Below are 17,176 nucleotides of genomic sequence, written 5' to 3'. Positions count from 1 at the left end.
GGTGAATTGCCATGACCCCTTTCAGCGTAACCTTCGGCAACGTGCTGCTGATGCTCCTGTACCTGCTGCCCGGTTTTTTCATGTGCAAGGTCAAAAAAATCAAACCGGACCACCTGAGCAGCGTCAGCGTCATCCTGCTGTACATCTGCGGGTTCGGCCTGTATGTGAACGCCCTTTCCTATCTGGATCCCTCTCCGGAACTTTTTGCCAAAATGGGGTTGTTCCTGCTGATCGCCCTGGCCGGGGAAACGGCGCTCATGCTCCTGATCCTGCTGGTGCTTGGCAAGGAGAAAAGGAAGGAATTCGCCCTGCGTATGCTGTCCATTGCCACCGTCATGGGTAATGTGGGCTTTTTCGGCATGCCGGTTGTCCGCGCCCTTTTCCCGGACGCGCCTGAGGCAGCGGTTTACTCTTCCATGTTCAATGCCGCCCTCAATATCCTGGCCTGGACCGTCGGCGTTTTCACCCTGACCGGGGAAAAGAAACACATTTCCCTGAAAGCCGCCCTGGTCAATCCCTCCATGCTGGCAGTGTTCACAGGCATCATCCTGTGCCTTCTGCGGGCAAAAAACTGGATCCCGGATATCCTGCGTACCGGCTTCAGTTCCGTCGGTGCCATGTCCACGCCCCTGTGCATGATCATCCTTGGCGTCCGCCTGGCCACCATGGATTTCAAAACGCTCTTCACCACGCGGCTTGCCTGGCTCATTTCAGCCGGAAAACTGATCGTTTTCCCGCTCTTCTGCTACCTGCTGGTGCTCCCCCTGCCCCTGGATCCTGTGTTCAAAGGCAGTGTCGTAATCCTGGCCGGTACGCCGTGTGCCAGCATCCTGCTGAACCTCGCCGAGATTCACCACAACGGCCAGGAGCTGGCCGCCAACTGCGCCCTGCTCTCAACCATCCTGAGTATTCTCACCATCCCGCTTCTCAGCCTGCTGGTATAAGCGTTTCCCTTTTCCCCTGCTGAAAGCAAAATAACCCCCGGTATTATACCGCGATCATCCTTTTCCTGCCGGATCATCGATGCTATACTTCAATCACAGTGAGTATTCACCGCGGACCGCAGAGAAAGGAAAGGGTTCTATGAAAGGCCTCCAAAGTACCGGGGCGATCATCCGGGATATGCAGGAAAAGCAAAACCATGTGCCGGATGAAAGCATTGTACAGACCAAAGGGTCTTCTGATACTTCCACCGGCTCCCTGTCTGTGGATCCCATGGTGGTTGTCTTCGGCCTCCTGGGCGCCCTGTTCTTCTGGGCTCTCAATCACCTGACCGGCGGCGCGCTCACCATTTTTCCCGGGCATCCTGAGCTTGATCCCATCATTACAGGTGCTGTCATTGGCGTATATTTCATGTACCGCAGGCTCAAAAAGGAACAGGATCTGCAGGATATAAAAGAGATACAGGACCACCTGGCAGACCGGAAAAAGCAGGAAAACTGATCATACAATATATAGAAGAAACAGCCCGGCATCAGCCAGGCTGTTCTTATTCTTCAGTCTTCAATATTCAATATTCATTAAATGGGCATTCAGTTTTCTGAATGCCCATTTTTTTAGTACGTTCCGTAAATCGCCCTGTACTGCGTGGGCGTACATCCCTTCTTTTCCCGGAACACCCGGTTAAAGGTTGCCACAGAGCCGAAGCCGCTTTCAATGGCCACATCCCGCATGGAGCGGTTTGTCCGGATCAGCAGATCCATCGCCACCTGGAGCCGCTTCTGGCACAGGTAATCCTTGAAGGAATAGCCGGTTTGCTTTTTGAATGACCGGGAGAAATAGTAGCGGCTGAATCCCGCAAACCCTGCCACGTTCTCCAGGGAAAGCTCTTCCCGATAGTGGTTGTTGATATAGGTCATGACCGCGTTGATCACTTCGGAATCCATGTTCCGCATGTTGTCAGCGGTGCGCGGCCGGATTCCGCTCAGGTACCGCTGGCCCAGGGTGGCATACACCCGGAGGATGCAGCTGTAGCAGGCGGTATTCCACATCAGCTCCCGCTTTTCATACAGGTCTTTCGCCCGGAGCAGCAGTTCCCGGATCCTCACATGGGCATCCGAACCGTCCCGCAGGTGGAAGGGTTTGTTAAAATAGATGGCCATGGATTTGATATCCCGCATGGTCATGATCGCGTCCGGCTCAAACAGGTACAGGTACCGGCTGCTTCCCTCTTCCATGGTCAGGGAGTGGGCAGTATCCTGCGGAATGATCAGGATTTCGCCCTTGCGGACCTGGTAAACCTTATCCTCTATGGTATAGGTTACCATGCCTTCCAGGGTCAGGAGGATCTCAATCGCGGAGTGATCATGGATCTCATATCTCCACGGAACATCTGAATACCAGATGCGGATGGATGAATCATCCAGGTAAGTGACGTATTCCCGCCTGCCCTGAAGCACACGGAAACCGTCTTCATACCGGGCAGCCCGGGCTGACACCTCTCGGGCTCTCATTTGTGACACCGGACCGCTCCTCCTTCTGTCGGGTAATAATTCTTAATTCCTAATTCTGAATTCTTAATTATCCTTTTACGCTGCCCAGCGCCATACCGGTTACGAAGTACTTCTGCAGGAAGGGATAAACCACCATGATCGGCACCGCGGAAACCACCGTGATCGAGGCACGGACCGTGATCGGCGCGACCTTCGATGCTTTGGCGGCCAGGGCGTCCGCGGAAGTCATGGCCGCGTTCGCCTGGTTCTGCGTTGTCTCAAGTTTCATCTTCAGCAGGTACTGCAGGGTATGCAGGTCAGCCTTGCTGCTGTTATACAGCCAGGTGGAGAACCAGTCGTTCCACGCGCCGACCGCGATAAACAGGGCAACGGTTGCCAGCACCGGCACGCACAGCGGCAGGATGATCTGGAAATAGCACCGCAGGTCACCGGCGCCGTCAATCTTACCGGATTCCACCAGTGCGTCCGGAATACTGTTGCTGATATAGGTCCGGATAACAATCATGTTAAAGCACTGGAACAGTGACGGTATAATATAGGCCCAGAAAGTGTTCTTCAGTCCCAGCACCTTGGAAACCAGCAGGTAGCCGGGAATCAGGCCCGCGTTTACATACATGGTCAGCACCATGACAGTGGTGATGAACCTGCGCAGCACGTATTCCTTCCGGGAGAGGGCATAGGACACCATGGTGGTCAGGAAAAGGTTCAGCAGCGTTGTCACAACTGTCTTGGACACGGATACGCCAAACGCTTTGTAGACCGCGGGATCCTTGATAATGGAAGCGTAAGCGTCTGTACTGAATTTACGGGGCCAGATTCCGATGCCGCCCTTGACGGCATCCATGGCTTCATTGAATGAGTATGCCACGGTGTTCAGTACCGGATAAAGGGTAATGAACATGATCAGGATCAGGACCAGAGTATTGCAAATGGGAAACACAATGTCCCGGTGTCTTCTGGTTTTAAAGGGCTTCATGGCTGTGGTTGTCATGTTCATTCCTCCTTAAATCAGCGTCTCTTCGTCGAGCGCTTTGGCGATTCCGTTCGCGCCTAACAGAAGGATAATAGCAACAACGCTCTTGAACATGCCGGCCGCCACACCGATTGAGAACCGCGGCCTTGCGCCGCCGAAGCTGTATTTCATAACGTATACGTCAATCGTACGCGAGAATTTCCAGATCAGGGGGTTTTCCATGAGGTACTGAACCTCGAAACCGGCATCCAGCAGATGACCGATATTCATGATCAGCAATACCATAAAGGTGGATTTGATACCGGGCAGCGTTACGTGCAGGATCCGCTGGAAACGTCCCGCGCCGTCAATTTCCGCCGCCTCATAAAGGCACGGGTCTATACCCGTCATGGCAGCGATGTAGATAATGGTGCCCCATCCGACTTCCTTCCAGACGTTGATCGCACCGAACAGCCACCAGTAGTATTCTCCCTTGCCCAGGAAGAACACCGGTTCCTTTGAGCCCAGTGCCAGAAGAAGCTCGTTGATGGAGCCTTTGGAAGCAAAGATATCCTGTGCCATACCGACCACGATAACCCAGGACAGGAAATGGGGCAGGTATGTCACCGTCTGAACCGTCCGCTTGAATTTGCGGTTCCGGACCTCGTTCAGAAGAATAGCCAGTATGATAGCGCAGAGCGTACCGAACACCAGGTTGATCACGCTCATAGCCACTGTATTGCGCAGTGCGAGATAAAACTCACTGTCGCCAAAGATGAATTTAAAGTTGTCCCAGCCGACCCACTTACTTCCTGCCAGGCCCTTCTTGACGTTATAATCCTGGAAGGCCGTCAGCCAGCCCCACAGAGGACCATAGTTGAACAGCAGAACATACAGGAGCACGGGAACGGACATGATCATCAGCTGATACTGTTTCCCTAGCGTCCGGAAGAATCCTTTCTTCTTTGTCGGCAAGATCGCTCCTGCGGTGGATGTCTTCAGGGTCATCTTTTCCTTCTCCTCTCAATAACGGCAAGGGGGGGAGAGACGAATCTCTCCCCCTCGCGTGGATACTATTGATTACTGATAGCGTTCCGGATAAACCTGCTTCAGGATTTCTTCATGCATGAAGTCAGCATAAATCTTGGAGTAGGGAGCGATCTCTTCCTGGAAAGCCTTGAAGTTGGCGTCGATTTCGCTCGGATCGCACATGATGATCTTGGGCAGCCACTCCATCTGGATGGACAGCCACTTCTGATAATCGATGTCGATGGGCTCTTTGTTGATCTGCCAGGCTTCTCCGTAGGGAGCCAGCTCGATAGCCGGGTTGAACAGTTCTTCAATGGCCTTGATGCCCAGCTTGGCATACAGGTCCTTGTCGTACTGAGGCTCGTTAGCGGTACGGATTTCGGGCTGCAGGGTGGGATCCCATGCGTTGCCGTTGTCCTGGGTGCCCTGCTTCTTGGGAGCGGAGGTGAAGATAGCTTCAGCCTTGTTGGCGCGCTTCCATTCGGAGTCAGACAGGTTCTTGTACTGCTCGAGGGTCATGTTCATACGGCCGTTTTCATCGATGAAGTAGTCTTCACCTTCAATACCCCACTGGAGGAGAATCTGCCACTCGTCGGAGAGCAGGGTGTCCAGCAGCTGCACCAGGCGCTCGGGATCTTCAGCGGTAGCGGCGATACCGAAGCCACGGTCACGGTTGATAACGTCACCGTTGATGTAGTGCTCTTCGATCTTCCAGTTTTCAGAGGGCAGTGCGATGCCTTCCAGATCGTCTTCATCATACAGAAGCGGGATGGGCAGGAAGGTTTCAGCGTACTTTTCAGCAGTCTGCAGGGACTGGGTGGCAGTGCCGAAGTCCCAGGCCTGGTCGAACATACCCAGCACGTAGCCGCTGGACAGAGCAGCGATGTACTGGTCATAGTTCATAACGAAGGTGTCGGCGCTGATGAGGCCCTTGTGATAGATGTCATTCAGCTTGGCGTAGTAGGGCTTCGCGTAATCCTGGTCGATGAAGGTCCAGGTGGCGAATTCCGGATCATTCACGTCAACCAGCACTTCACCGTCGTTGGGACGGCCCATGAGGTGCTGCACGGGGTTGATCAGGCAGAAACGGCGCCAGTCTTCGCACAGGATGGCGAATCCGGTGTAGGGGGTGCCGTCTTCAGCAGTGGGGTTCTCCTTGATGTAGCCTTCGAGCATTGCGAAGTACTCGTCAACGGTCTTCGGCACAACGTAGTTGTTCCACTCGATGACTTTCTTCTGGGCGAAGAAGGAAGGTCCGTTGTAGGTCTTGATGTTGTCATTGTACAGCACGCCGTAGTTGGGGATGATGTACAGTTTGCCATCCTTGCTCAGCAGCTGGTCCAGCTTCACGTTGGTGCTGTGCAGGTGCTTGTACAGGTTGGGGGTCTTCTCTTCGCTGATGTAGGGCAGCAGGTCGATCAGCACGTCAGCATCTTCCAGGATTTCAGCGCTGTTTCCGCCGTCGAACAGGTCGGGCTGTTTGTCGTCAGCGATCTTCAGAGACAGGGTCTGGTTCAGGTCGTTGGCCAGGAACTCGATTTCAAAGCTGATTCCGAGTTCGTCAGCGATCTTCTTGTAGATCTTGTTGTCAGCAGTGGGCTGATCGCCAGGATCTCCCTTGAACACGGTCACGGTGATGGGAGCGTTTTCCGCCATCACGGCAGGAACGATCGCGAGAACCATCGCCAGAGCCAACAGGGCAGCCAGGATTTTCCGCATAGTGTTTCTCCTCCAATTATTTCTTTTTGGCACCTCGTGCCTTTACACATATTTTGTCAAAATGTCCGTACTTGCACAATGGCACATTCGGTCATTGTTGATAAATCTTTGCTCTATTATTAATTGATTTTTGCTCTTGTATACTGCAAACGTTTACATGTATATTCATTTTGTGCGTTTCTGTATCGCCTTTATTTTCAATGCTTTTACGCCATTTTTATAATAACATGCTCTCATTATTTGCTCTTTTGGGTTGCGCATTTCTGCACAATCATCTCATTTTTATGATTGCGCAAATTTTTGATAAATCTGTTAACTTGTTGCTCTGTTTCCGTGTATATACAGCATATAGGGGATTGAATGTTCGGGTTTGACGCGGCAGGTTCGGATAAAAAATGCGCGCTGTCTGTATAAAAAAACACGGCTGGTATCAACCAGCCGTCTGGAAATTCATCAGCGTCTTTTACAGGAGTTTTTTCCGCATTTCCGCCGGATCAATGGGAGACAGATCTGCCGGGGGAACATCAAAGAGCGTCTTGCAGCCGAAGATCTGCCTGCTGTTCATCCGGACAACCGCCCGCGCGCAGGCTACCAGTACAGAAGCGGTGAACTCCGGATTGGAATCCAGCTTCAGGGAGAACTCCATCACGTGCTTATGCGCGCCGTCCTTACCGGTTGCGCCGCAGCGGATCACCTGGCCGCCGTGGGGCAGTTCACTGTGATTCAGCTTCATTTCCTCAGCGGAAATAAAAGTAACAGTCGTATCATAGTCCGCGAAGTAGTTGGGCATTTCCTTGATCTGCTTTTCGATCAGGGCCTTGTCCGCGCCTTCCTCCGCCACCACGTAGCATTCACGGGTGTGCTTCTGGCGGGTGGTCAGTTCCGGGTTTTCTCCGGCACGGACTTTAGCCAGCGCGTCTTCCACGGGCACGGTGTACTGCCGTGCGTCCTTCACGCCGGGAATCCGGCGGATCGCGTCACTGTGTCCCTGGCTGACGCCGCGGCCCCAGAAGGTATAATCCCTGCCGTCCGGCAGAACAGTGTTCATATACAGACGTGCCAGGGAGAACAGGCCGGGATCCCAGCCCGCGCTGATAATGGCAGTATGGCCGTGCAGCAGCGCTGCCTTATCCACATTGGCAAAATGTTCCGGTACCCGGGCGTGGGTATCAAAAGAATCCACCACGTTGAAGCTCTTCGCCAGCATGGGAGTCATCTCCGGCAGGTCGGAAGCGCTGCCGCCGCAGATGATCATAACGTCAATCTGTCCGACGTAGTTTTCCACGTCCTGCGCGGCATACACCGGTGCGCCGGTCAGGGTTGTCACCGTTTTCGGATCCCGGCGGGTAAATACGCCGAACAGTTCCGCGTCCGGGTTCTGCCGGATCGCCAGTTCCACGCCCCGTCCAAGATTGCCGTAACCGTAGATAGCTATCTTCATTGGAAATGCACTCCTTCTGAATGCATAATGCATAATGCATAATGCATAATTGTTTTTGTTTCTGTCTCCCGGAAACCATTTCCTCGGGACACTCCCTGTTCAGATTGTCCCATGCAGATGATCCTGCCCGGTTCATTATGCATTATGCATTATGCATTATGCATTGAAAGATTTGTCTCAGGCATTCAGCATATCTTTCATATCATACATTCCCGGCTTTTTCCCCGCCAGGAACGCCGCGGCTTTCAGGCTTCCCTCGGCAAACACGCCCCGGCCGAACGCCTCATGCTTCAGGCTGATCCGCTCATTCTGGGTGCTGATCATCACTTCATGAATGCCGACGATGTTGCCCATACGGATTGCGTGAATGCCCACTTCATCCTTTGTGCGCTTGCCCTGTCCGGAACGTCCGCAGTTGGCGGTAGCTTCCGGTCGGACTTCCTTGATGGCGTTGAAAAGCGAAAGGGCTGTCCCGCTGGGAGCGTCCAGCTTCCGGTCGTGATGCTGTTCCACGATCTCGATCTCGCTGTCCGGATAGAGCGCCGCAGCCCGCTTCACCAGATCGGTCAGCGTGGCAATGCCCAGGGAATAGTTCGCAGCCAGGAAGATCGGGATCTTCTTTGCCGCTTCCCGGATCCGGGCTTTCTCTTCCTCTGTCTGGCCCGTGGTCGCAAGCACCACCGGCAGTTTTTTCGCTTCCGCGAAATCCAGCAGCTCACCGGTCATGCTGTGATGGCTGAAATCAATGATCACATCCGCTTCAGCGGTGCACTCCTCAAAGGTTTTGACACAGATTCCCTCGGAAGCGGGGATCATCAGATCCACGCCCGCGACAATCTCACAGTTCTCCGCCGCCTCGGCGCAGGTACGTACTTCCCTGCCCATATGGCCGGTATATCCGGTCAGGATAATTCTCATTCGTTTACCTCCAGTCCCAGGTCGCGCATCTGCTGCAGCATCTTCTGCCGGTTTCCCTCCTCCATCGGCACCAGTGGCAGACGGAGCAGGTTCTTTCCGAAGCCCATGGCCGCACAGGCAGCCTTGGCGGGAATGGGGTTGGTTTCGATCATCAGCTGGTTCATCAGGGAGAGCAGCTTCAGCTGCATAGCGGCAGCGCCCTGCACATCACCGTTAAAGAAGCAGGTGCAGATTTCGGAAGTCTCCTTCGGCAGCATATTGGCGATCACGGAGATGACGCCAATGCCGCCCAGGCTCAGGGTCGGAACGATCTGGTCGTCGCAGCCGGAAATGATGTCCAGGTTATCCCCGCACAGAAGCCTTTCCTTGGCTACCTGGCTCAGGTTTCCGCAAGCTTCCTTGACAGCGGCGATCTTCTCATGCTTTGCCAGCTCCGCCAGGGTTTCCGGCAGCATATTCAGGCCGGTCCGGGAAGGAACGTTATACAGGATGCAGGGAACGTCGCTGGCATCCGCGATGGCGGAGAAGCTGGCGATCAGGCCCCGCTGGGTGGTTTTGTTATAATAAGGCGTTACCAGCAGCACCGCGTCCGCGCCAGCACGGCAGGCAGTCTTTGTCCGCTCAATGGCATGGGCGGTATTGTTGGATCCGGTGCCCGCGATGACCGGAATCTTTCCGGCAACACGTTTCACGCAGAATACAACAGCGTCCTCATGCTCTTTGTCCGTAAGGGTGCTTCCCTCACCGGTTGTACCTGCGACAACAAGCGCGCTGATTCCCCCGGCAAGCTGATAATCAATCAGCCGGCCGAAAGCATCCCAATCAATCCCCTCTTCGGTGAAGGGGGTGATAATGGCGGTTGCCGCGCCTGTAAAGATCGTGTGCTTCATACCGGAACACCTCCAGAATAGAACGATTGAATGAAGTTTACCTCAGGAAAAAACCTTCGTCAATCCCCGCGGTTTCTCAGTCGGAGATCACAAAGTCAACAGGAATATCCGTCTCCTCCGCCGGAAGATCACTTCGCAGCAGGGCCCGGAAGCAGAGACAAACCGTTTGGACGGGATGCTTCTCCAGAAAGCGGTCATAGTATCCGGCGCCATGACCCAGGCGGATCCCGTTTGGCGCAGCTGCCATACATGGTACCAGGACCAGATCCGGTTCGGGAAGCTCCGTCCCCTCTTCCGGCACAGGCGGTTCCTGGATCCCCATCCGGCCGGGCCGGAGTTCTGCCAGATCTTTTACCGGCAGTGCCGCCATCCTTTGGCCATCCAGGCAGCGGGGCAAAAGCAGCGTTTTCCCTTCCCTCAATGCGGTTTCCAGCAAAGCCTGCGTATCCGGTTCCTCCGGCATGCTCCGGAAAGCCATTACCGTCTTCGCCTTTTTCCAGGAAGGAAGATTCAGAACCTTCAGGGTAATCTCCCGGCTGGCTTCCTGCCGGTATTCCGGAGACAGACCTTTGGAGATCATCCGGATTTCCTGCCGGATCCGCTGTTTCTCCGTCCTTGCTCCGTTATACACCGCACTTCTCCTCCGCATCACAGTCGGCGCAGCGGGTATCGCCTGTTTTCCTTACTCCCGCAACTTTGTATTGTATCATACAGTTTTCGTTTATGCTGTTTTCCGGTTGTTTTTCATCCGATTTATATGATAAAATAAGAAAAAACGAACAATAATGCCCGGCAAAACCCGCGGACCTTTTGAAGGAGTAAGCCTATGAGCATCGTGGTCATCGGTTGCGTCTTTGTGGATATCAAGGGATATCCGTCCCGTACCTACATTCCCGGCGGCCGGAACGCCGGAAAGGTTCGCTATGTCCACGGCGGTGTCAGCCGGAACATAGCTGAGGACCTGGGCAATATGGAGCTGGATCCGGTGCTCATCTCCCTGGTGGATCCCAACGGAACCGGGGAGGATGTGCTGCTTCGTCTCCGGGAGCACGGTGTGGATACCCGCATGATCCAGAAGGTACCGGACGGAATGGGCACCTGGCTCGCCGTGTTCGACAATAACAACGATGTCTGCGCATCCATTTCCCACCGGCCGGACCTGTCCCCCCTGCTGTGCCTCCTCCAGGCGGAAGGCAACTCCCTTTTTTCCGCAGCGGACAGTATCCTGCTCGAACTGGATCTCGATGAATCCCTGATGGAAGAGATCTACAGGCTGAAATGCAAATACAACAAAAAGATCTACGCGGCAGTGTCCAATATCAACATCGCGCTGGACCGCCGCGCTTACCTGCAGCAGACAGACTGCTTTATCTGCAATCGCCAGGAGGCCGGCGTCCTCTTCTCCGCGGAGTTCAGCGGCGATTCCCCGGACTCGCTGGCCCGGCAGCTTTCTGAGCGGGTGATCGACGCCAACATCCCGTCCATGGTTGTAACCCTCGGCGGAGACGGCGCCATCTGGGCAGACAGCCGCGGCCTGTACGGCACCTGCGCCGCGCAGCAGGTCCCCGTCGCGGATACCACAGGAGCCGGGGATGCCTTCTTTGCCGGGGTCGCCGCCGGCCTGACCTACGGAAAGAGTCTTTCAGAGGCCTGCTGCATCGGCGTCCGGCTTGCCTCCTCCGTTATCTGTTCCCTGGAGAACACCTGTCCCCATTTCCTCCCCTCCGAATTCGGTCTGACTCCGTAATGGCCCAAAACACTATAACATTATTAATTTTTCAGTTTTCAGTTTTAAGTTTTAAGTAAAAAGCGTAATGCCCTAAGGCATTACGCTTTTTGTATCAGTTCCACATCTCTTTCAGTGCTGAGATCAGGTACTCAAGGTCTTTCGTACCTGCCGTCTCATATAGCGAATGCATGGCCAGCTGTGCCAGGCCGATATCCACCGTATCCATGGAAACATGGGTATTGGAGATATTCCCCAGGGTGGAACCGCCCGGCAGGTCGGACCGGTTCACAAAATGCTGCACCGGCACCCCTGCCCGTTCACAGATCAGCGTGAACCGGGCGGAGGAAACCGCGTCCGTGGTGTACTTCTGGTTGGCATTATGCTTGATCACCACGCCCCGGTTCATATAGGTCCGGTTCTGTTTGTCGAACTTTTCGGGATGGTTCGGATGTACCGCGTGCGCGTTGTCCGCAGAAACCATGAAGCTTCCGGCAACAGCCGCACGGATCTCTCCGTCGGAAGCGCCCAGCGCAAAGCCGAGCCGCGTCAGCGTGTCATAGAGGAATGAGGAATCCGCTCCCTGGCGGGTGGAGGATCCCACCTCTTCATTGTCGAACACCGCGCAGACGTTCACCGCTTCCCGGGCGCTGCTTTCCGCCAGGGCAGCCATACCTGCCCAGGCGCATTCCAGGTCATCGATCCTTCCGCAGGAGAAGAACGCGTCCCCGGCTCCCCATACGCTGGCCCGTTCCCGGCTGTACAGGAACAGGTCATGGCTGAGGATATCCTCCCTGCGGACACCGGCCGCTTCCGCGATCTCGTCCATCAGGCCGCCCTTCGCGTCCTGGTCTCCGTACAGGGGAAGCAGGTCTGTCTGGGGATCATACTTAAATCCGTCATTGATATCCCGGTTGAAATGGATCGGCTGGTTCGGGATCAGAACCGCGTCCCGGTCCAGGTTCACCAGGCGGATCCCCACGCCATCCCCTTCCCGGACTGCCAGCCGTCCGGCAATCGAAAGCGGCCTGTCCATCCAGGTGGACATGATCATTCCGCCGTATTTCTCCACATTCAGCCGCACATAGTGTTCTCCGGCATCTTCAAAATGCTCCTTCAGCTTAAAGGCGGGAGAATCTCCATGGGCCGCGACGATCCGGAAGGAGGAAAAACCGGTTTCCGGAACCTCGAACGCAATGACAGCGGAATCATTCCTTACAACAAAGTACTTTCCGCCCGCGTCCACCAGCCAGGGATCAGTCTCCTTCAGCTCCGAAAAGCCTGCTTCCCGCAGCATTTCCCGAAAGCCTGCCGCGGCGTGGAAGGCAGTGGGGGACTGCTCCGCGAAATTCAGAAATTGCTCCAGGCGATCCATATCTTTTCCCTCCTGTTTCCATAAGAATGAGAAGGCGGACGGGAAACCCGTCCGCCGGAAGATTACTTGTTCCAGGTCAGCGCCGATGTCAGCACAGTCGTCTTGTCAGCGTCCACTGTCAGCAGGCCGCTTTCAATGACGCCTTCCTTCCGCTCATCCGTATCAGTGATCACAACGCAGTTACTCCGCACCACAGCCGTAACAAACGGCACGTGGCCGGCCATGATAGCCAGGTCACCCTCGGTGCCGCGCAGGATCAGCATTCCGGCATCCCCGCGGAACAGATCTCCGTCCGGGGAGGAAATGATCAATGGGAAGGTTTTCACGCTTTGCCGCCTTTCTTCGCCTTTTCAACCGCTTCGTCAATCGTGCCGACAAAGAGGAAGGCGCTTTCCGGCAGGTCATCATGTTTGCCCTCGATGATTTCACGGAAGCCGCGCAGGGTTTCACTCAGCGGGACATACACACCGGGAAGACCGGTGAACTTCTCACTGACGTGGAAGGGCTGGGACAGGAAGCGCTGGATCTTACGGGCGCGGGTCACCAGCAGCTTGTCATCTTCCGCCAGTTCGTCCATACCCATGATGGCGATGATGTCCATCAGTTCATTGTAGCGCTGCAGGATCCGCTGCACTTCACGGGCGATCCTGTAATGCTCTTCACCCAGCACATCCGGGCTCAGGATACGGCTGGTGGAATCCAGCGGGTCCACGGCGGGATAGATACCCTGGCTGGCGATGGAACGGGAAAGAACCGTTGTCGCGTCCAGGTGGGCAAAGGTCGTGGCGGGAGCCGGGTCAGTCAGGTCGTCCGCGGGAACGTAAACGGCCTGGACAGACGTGATGGATCCCTTGTGGGTGGAGGTGATGCGCTCCTGGAGCAGGCCCATCTCCGTGGCCAGGGTCGGCTGGTAACCAACAGCGGAAGGCACGCGGCCCAGCAGGGCGGAAACCTCGGAACCCGCCTGGGTGAAACGGAAGATGTTATCGATGAACAGCAGAACGTCCTGGTTCTCCTGGTCACGGAAATATTCCGCCATGGTCAGGCCGGAAAGGCCGACGCGCATACGGGCTCCCGGCGGTTCGTTCATCTGGCCGTAGACCAGCGCGGTCTTCTCCAGAACGCCGCTCTCTTTCATTTCATAGTAAAGGTCATTACCTTCACGGGTACGCTCACCAACACCGGTGAAAACGGACAGGCCGCCGTGCTGCTTGGCAATGTTGTTGATCAGTTCCATGATCATAACCGTCTTGCCCACGCCGGCGCCGCCGAACATACCGATCTTACCGCCCTTGGCATAGGGGCAGATCAGGTCGATAACCTTAATGCCTGTTTCCAGGATTTCAGTGGATGTGGACAGTTCCTCAAAGGAAGGTGCCGGGCGATGAATATCCCAGTGCTCCTTTGCCTCAACCTGCGGACCGTCGTCCACTACGTCTCCCAGAACGTTGAAGATTCTGCCCAGTGTTTCGCGGCCAACCGGCACGGAAATACCCTTGCCGGTATCGGTCACGGTCACACCGCGCTGCAGGCCGTCTGTGGAGCCCATCGCGATGCAGCGGACCGTATTGTCGCCGATATGCTGCGCAACCTCAACCGTCAGCGTATGATCGCCGATCGGCAGGGTCAGGGCGTTATAGATGGCGGGCAGGTTTCCTTCCGAAAAATGAACGTCCACCACAGGTCCCATGACCTGCGCTACGACTCCCGTGTTCACCTTATCCAAAGTCGTAATCTCCTTCCTGACTAGTTCCGATTATACTTCTGACCGAAGCGGAGGCTTTTTCTCCGGCTTCAGTATTAATTCTGCATTCTGCATTCTGCATTGATTTTTACATTCCCGATCCGGCCACGATCTCTGTGATCTCCTGGGTAATGGAGTTCTGGCGTGCCCGGTTGTACTGCAGCTGCAGCTTGTCGATCATTTCCTGGGCATTCTTGCCGGCGGAATCCATGGCCATACGGCGTGCCGCCACTTCACAGGCGTAGCTTTCGCGGATGCAGGCCGTCAGCAGGCCGCTGATGTAGGTAGGCACCGCGGCATTCAGCACGGTCTGCTCGTTCGGCTCGAAAACCGGCGCCGCCTCAGCGGTCTCTGTTTCCTTCTCCTTCTTCTCCAGCGGCAGCACCCACAGCAGGGTTGCCTCCTGGCTCATCATGGAGCGGTAACGGGTGTACAGGATTCCCAGTTTGCCGAATTTGCCATCCTGGAAGTCCCGGCACAGCTCTTCAGCCAGCTTGGCGGCTTCTGTTGCCGGATACTTTTCCGAGGAAATCACCGGCTTGCCCCAGCGTTCGCACGCCCGCTTGCCAATCGGAATGACTTCCGCGTTTTCCACCGTTGATGCCAGGCGGAACACGTTGGCGTTATAGCCGCCCGCAAGGCCCCGGTCACCGGCGATCACGATCAGCCGCGTGCCTTCGCCCTTGGGCTGCATATACGGCGTCCGCGCGCATTCCGGCGATGAGCTCAGCACGGAAACCACGTCATCCATCGCGGAAGCGTATTCCCTGCTCTGGCTCATGGTCCGCGTGGCACGGCGGATCTTGGAAGCCGCCACCAGGCCCATCGCCTTGGTCAGGTGCAGGGTGGAGTCCACGCTGCGGATGCGGCTCCGCAATGATTTAATATCAGCGCCCATCCGTTACCCCCTGAAGCCTGCCAGGGCCTGCTTCATCTCTTCGATTTCTTCGTTATCCCACTTGCCCAGCTCAATGCGTTCCAGCAGGCTGCTGTAGCGGGACTGGAGATATTCATACAGTTTCTGCTCGTACGCCGCCACGTCCTTCGGCTCCACGTCATTGAGGTAGCCGTTGATAACAGCGTAAACGATCGCCACCTGGCAGCCGACGTCCACAGGAGCGGAGCGCTTCTGCTTCAGCACTTCCACGATGCGTTCGCCCAGGGCCAGACGGGACTTGGTGTCCGCGTCCAGGTCGCTGCCGAACTGGGCAAATGCCTGCAGTTCGCGGTACTGGGCGTACAGCAGTTTCAGTTCACCGGCAACCTTCTTCATGCCTTTGATCTGGGCAGCGCCGCCGACACGGCTGACGGAGATACCGGGGTTGATAGCCGGACGGATACCGCTGTGGAACAGTTCGGTTTCCAGGAAGATCTGGCCGTCCGTGATGGAAATCACGTTGGTCGGGATGTAGGCGGAAACGTCACCCGCCTGGGTTTCAATGATCGGCAGGGCGGTGATGGAACCTCCGCCGTATTCCGGCGCCACGCACACCGCGCGCTCAAGCAGGCGGGAATGCAGGTAGAAAACGTCGCCGGGGTAAGCTTCACGTCCCGGAGGCCGGCGGATCAGCAGGCTCAGGGCACGGTAGGCCACCGCGTGCTTGGAAAGATCATCGTAAACGATCAGGACATCCTGTCCCTTTTCCCGGAAATACTCCGCCATGGCGCAGCCGGCATAGGGAGCGATGTACTGTAGCGGAGCGCTTTCAGCCGCGGACGCGCTGACGATGATCGTGTAAGGCAGGGCGCCGGCCTTCTCCAGTTCCTGGGCGATCTGCACCACGCTGGAGCGCTTCTGGCCGATGGCCACGTAGATACAGAGCACGCCTGTATCCTTCTGGTTGATGATCGTATCGATCGCGATCGTGGTCTTACCGGTCTGGCGGTCACCGATGATCAGTTCGCGCTGGCCGCGGCCAATCGGGATCATACTGTCGATAGCCTTGATACCGGTCTGCAGCGGAACACTGACGCTCTGGCGCTGGATGATGCCCAGGGCGATCGCTTCCACAGGACGGGTCTCCTTGGTTTCCACCGGGCCCTTGCCGTCAATGGGAGCGCCCAGGGCGTTCACCACGCGGCCCAGCAGGTCTTCACCTACCGGAACGGAGAGGGCTTCACCGGTGCGGAACACGGAGCTGCCTTCCTGGATGGTGTCCTTGTCGGACAGGATAGCGACGGAAACCGTCTCCTCCTCCAGGTTCTGGGCCACGCCAAAGCTGCCGTCCTCAAACCGCAGCAGTTCGTTGGCCATGCAGGAACGGAGGCCGTACACCGTAGCGATACCATCGCCGACGGTGATGACCGTTCCGTTCTCCTTCATTTCAATTTTGGTTTCGTACTGTTTAATTTGTTCTTTTATGATACTGCTGATTTCTCCCGCCTTGGAGCTCATGCGTTCATCACTTCCTTGATCTCATCAAGCTTATTCCGGATACTGCCGTCAATAACCCGGCCGTCCACTTCCACGCGAATACCACCGATCAGCTCCGGATCAACCCGGAACTGCATGATCACTGTCTTTGACAGTTTCTTCTCGAGCTTCGCGCGGAGCGCCACCGTCTCCGCCTCTTTCAGCGGCACGGCGGACGTCACAACAGCCACGGACTCACCGCGGTATCCCCTGGCAAGTTCCTCATAATCCCTTGCCATGCCGTTCAGCGCCGAAACATGACCCCTGGAGATCATCATGCGCAGAATGGCCAGCAGGATATCCGGGATCTTCCCGCGGAAAGCGCTGTCCAGTGCGTTCAGCCGCTCTTCCTTGCTGATAGCGGGGCTCGCCAGCATCGCCCGGTAATCCGGGGTCTGCAGGAGCGCGCTGACAACCGTTTCCAGGCCTTCGGACGTTTCCTTCGTCTCATTGCCCTGAACCGCCAGCTCAAACAGCGCCTCAGCATATTCCCTACTCGTCGTTGTCATTATCTGT

Annotated in this window: 17 protein-coding genes; 3 read left to right on the top strand and 14 right to left on the bottom strand. The window is 56.0% G+C overall.

The features are described from left to right. Positions 1-11: 11 nt before the first annotated feature. Both JYE50_RS13290 and JYE50_RS13285 read left to right on the top strand, forming a co-directional pair. A complete protein-coding gene (locus JYE50_RS13290; RefSeq protein WP_084096082.1) occupies positions 12-944 on the top strand; it encodes an AEC family transporter in 933 nt (310 codons plus the stop codon). Positions 945-1,083: 139 nt separating this feature from the next. Further along, positions 1,084-1,443 carry a hypothetical protein gene (locus JYE50_RS13285; RefSeq protein ID WP_084096081.1) on the top strand — a complete coding sequence of 120 codons (360 nt, stop codon included), beginning with the start codon at positions 1,084-1,086 and terminating at the stop codon, positions 1,441-1,443. A 113-nt stretch (positions 1,444-1,556) separates the two neighbouring features. Here JYE50_RS13285 and JYE50_RS13280 read toward each other — a convergent pair whose 3' ends face one another. From JYE50_RS13280 to JYE50_RS13245, 8 genes are all read right to left on the bottom strand, one after another. Continuing rightward, the gene (locus JYE50_RS13280; protein WP_084096080.1) at positions 1,557-2,453 is read right to left on the bottom strand and encodes an AraC family transcriptional regulator; all 897 of its coding nucleotides are present in this window, start codon (positions 2,451-2,453) and stop codon (positions 1,557-1,559) included. Positions 2,454-2,520: 67 nt separating this feature from the next. Then, positions 2,521-3,444 carry a carbohydrate ABC transporter permease gene (locus JYE50_RS13275; RefSeq protein ID WP_366212319.1) on the bottom strand — a complete coding sequence of 308 codons (924 nt, stop codon included), beginning with the start codon at positions 3,442-3,444 and terminating at the stop codon, positions 2,521-2,523. Between the two features lie 12 nt (positions 3,445-3,456). Then, on the bottom strand, positions 3,457-4,413 hold the full coding sequence (locus JYE50_RS13270; protein ID WP_084096078.1) for an ABC transporter permease: 957 nt from the start codon (positions 4,411-4,413) through the stop codon (positions 3,457-3,459). 72 nt (positions 4,414-4,485) lie between these two features. Further along, a complete protein-coding gene (locus JYE50_RS13265; RefSeq protein WP_084096077.1) occupies positions 4,486-6,153 on the bottom strand; it encodes a type 2 periplasmic-binding domain-containing protein in 1,668 nt (555 codons plus the stop codon). A gap of 463 nt (positions 6,154-6,616) precedes the next feature. Beyond that, a complete protein-coding gene (locus JYE50_RS13260) occupies positions 6,617-7,594 on the bottom strand; it encodes a diaminopimelate dehydrogenase (protein ID WP_084096076.1) in 978 nt (325 codons plus the stop codon). 177 nt (positions 7,595-7,771) lie between these two features. Continuing rightward, positions 7,772-8,512, bottom strand: a complete 741-nt coding sequence (gene dapB / locus JYE50_RS13255) for a 4-hydroxy-tetrahydrodipicolinate reductase (protein WP_084096075.1) — start codon at positions 8,510-8,512, stop codon at positions 7,772-7,774. Continuing rightward, positions 8,509-9,402 (bottom strand): 4-hydroxy-tetrahydrodipicolinate synthase, encoded by an 894-nt coding sequence (dapA, locus tag JYE50_RS13250; RefSeq protein ID WP_084096074.1) that lies wholly within the window; start codon positions 9,400-9,402, stop codon positions 8,509-8,511. Before dapA ends, dapB begins: the two co-directional genes overlap by 4 nt. Positions 9,403-9,478: 76 nt before the next feature. Further along, a complete protein-coding gene (locus JYE50_RS13245) occupies positions 9,479-10,033 on the bottom strand; it encodes a 5-formyltetrahydrofolate cyclo-ligase (protein WP_179138347.1) in 555 nt (184 codons plus the stop codon). A 195-nt stretch (positions 10,034-10,228) separates the two neighbouring features. Between JYE50_RS13245 and JYE50_RS13240 the strand changes: the two genes are divergently transcribed. Continuing rightward, positions 10,229-11,149, top strand: a complete 921-nt coding sequence (locus JYE50_RS13240) for a carbohydrate kinase family protein (RefSeq protein ID WP_084096072.1) — start codon at positions 10,229-10,231, stop codon at positions 11,147-11,149. A gap of 94 nt (positions 11,150-11,243) precedes the next feature. Here JYE50_RS13240 and JYE50_RS13235 read toward each other — a convergent pair whose 3' ends face one another. The 6 genes from JYE50_RS13235 to atpH form a co-directional block, all read right to left on the bottom strand. Continuing rightward, positions 11,244-12,503 (bottom strand): M18 family aminopeptidase, encoded by a 1,260-nt coding sequence (locus tag JYE50_RS13235; protein ID WP_084096071.1) that lies wholly within the window; start codon positions 12,501-12,503, stop codon positions 11,244-11,246. Between the two features lie 62 nt (positions 12,504-12,565). Further along, positions 12,566-12,829: a FoF1 ATP synthase subunit delta/epsilon gene (locus tag JYE50_RS13230; RefSeq protein WP_084096070.1), complete on the bottom strand. Its 264-nt coding sequence runs from the start codon at positions 12,827-12,829 to the stop codon at positions 12,566-12,568. Beyond that, positions 12,826-14,229: a F0F1 ATP synthase subunit beta gene (gene atpD, locus JYE50_RS13225; protein ID WP_084096069.1), complete on the bottom strand. Its 1,404-nt coding sequence runs from the start codon at positions 14,227-14,229 to the stop codon at positions 12,826-12,828. Before atpD ends, JYE50_RS13230 begins: the two co-directional genes overlap by 4 nt. A gap of 106 nt (positions 14,230-14,335) precedes the next feature. Next, positions 14,336-15,145, bottom strand: coding sequence for an ATP synthase F1 subunit gamma (atpG, locus tag JYE50_RS13220; RefSeq protein WP_084096068.1), 810 nt, complete (start codon positions 15,143-15,145; stop codon positions 14,336-14,338). A gap of 3 nt (positions 15,146-15,148) precedes the next feature. After that, entirely contained in the window at positions 15,149-16,642 is a 1,494-nt protein-coding gene (atpA, locus tag JYE50_RS13215; RefSeq protein WP_084096067.1) for a F0F1 ATP synthase subunit alpha, read from the bottom strand. Further along, positions 16,639-17,169, bottom strand: a complete 531-nt coding sequence (atpH, locus tag JYE50_RS13210; RefSeq protein ID WP_084096066.1) for an ATP synthase F1 subunit delta — start codon at positions 17,167-17,169, stop codon at positions 16,639-16,641. The genes atpA and atpH overlap by 4 nt, the downstream gene beginning before the upstream one ends. Positions 17,170-17,176 lie beyond the last annotated feature (7 nt).

It is taken from the genome of Aristaeella lactis (assembly GCF_018118585.1).
Taxonomy (GTDB): domain Bacteria; phylum Bacillota; class Clostridia; order Christensenellales; family Aristaeellaceae; genus Aristaeella; species Aristaeella lactis.
This window is presented reverse-complemented; position numbering and strand designations above follow the sequence as displayed.

Coding starts and splice junctions, on each gene's coding strand:
- JYE50_RS13290 (WP_084096082.1), top strand. CDS start 12: ATGACCCCTTTCAGCGTAACCTTCGGCAACGTGCTGCTGATGCTCCTG.
- JYE50_RS13285 (WP_084096081.1), top strand. CDS start 1,084: ATGAAAGGCCTCCAAAGTACCGGGGCGATCATCCGGGATATGCAGGAA.
- JYE50_RS13280 (WP_084096080.1), bottom strand. CDS start 2,453: ATGAGAGCCCGAGAGGTGTCAGCCCGGGCTGCCCGGTATGAAGACGGT.
- JYE50_RS13275 (WP_366212319.1), bottom strand. CDS start 3,444: ATGACAACCACAGCCATGAAGCCCTTTAAAACCAGAAGACACCGGGAC.
- JYE50_RS13270 (WP_084096078.1), bottom strand. CDS start 4,413: ATGACCCTGAAGACATCCACCGCAGGAGCGATCTTGCCGACAAAGAAG.
- JYE50_RS13265 (WP_084096077.1), bottom strand. CDS start 6,153: ATGCGGAAAATCCTGGCTGCCCTGTTGGCTCTGGCGATGGTTCTCGCG.
- JYE50_RS13260 (WP_084096076.1), bottom strand. CDS start 7,594: ATGAAGATAGCTATCTACGGTTACGGCAATCTTGGACGGGGCGTGGAA.
- dapB (WP_084096075.1), bottom strand. CDS start 8,512: ATGAGAATTATCCTGACCGGATATACCGGCCATATGGGCAGGGAAGTA.
- dapA (WP_084096074.1), bottom strand. CDS start 9,402: ATGAAGCACACGATCTTTACAGGCGCGGCAACCGCCATTATCACCCCC.
- JYE50_RS13240 (WP_084096072.1), top strand. CDS start 10,229: ATGAGCATCGTGGTCATCGGTTGCGTCTTTGTGGATATCAAGGGATAT.
- JYE50_RS13235 (WP_084096071.1), bottom strand. CDS start 12,503: ATGGATCGCCTGGAGCAATTTCTGAATTTCGCGGAGCAGTCCCCCACT.
- atpG (WP_084096068.1), bottom strand. CDS start 15,145: ATGGGCGCTGATATTAAATCATTGCGGAGCCGCATCCGCAGCGTGGAC.
- atpA (WP_084096067.1), bottom strand. CDS start 16,642: ATGAGCTCCAAGGCGGGAGAAATCAGCAGTATCATAAAAGAACAAATT.
- atpH (WP_084096066.1), bottom strand. CDS start 17,169: ATGACAACGACGAGTAGGGAATATGCTGAGGCGCTGTTTGAGCTGGCG.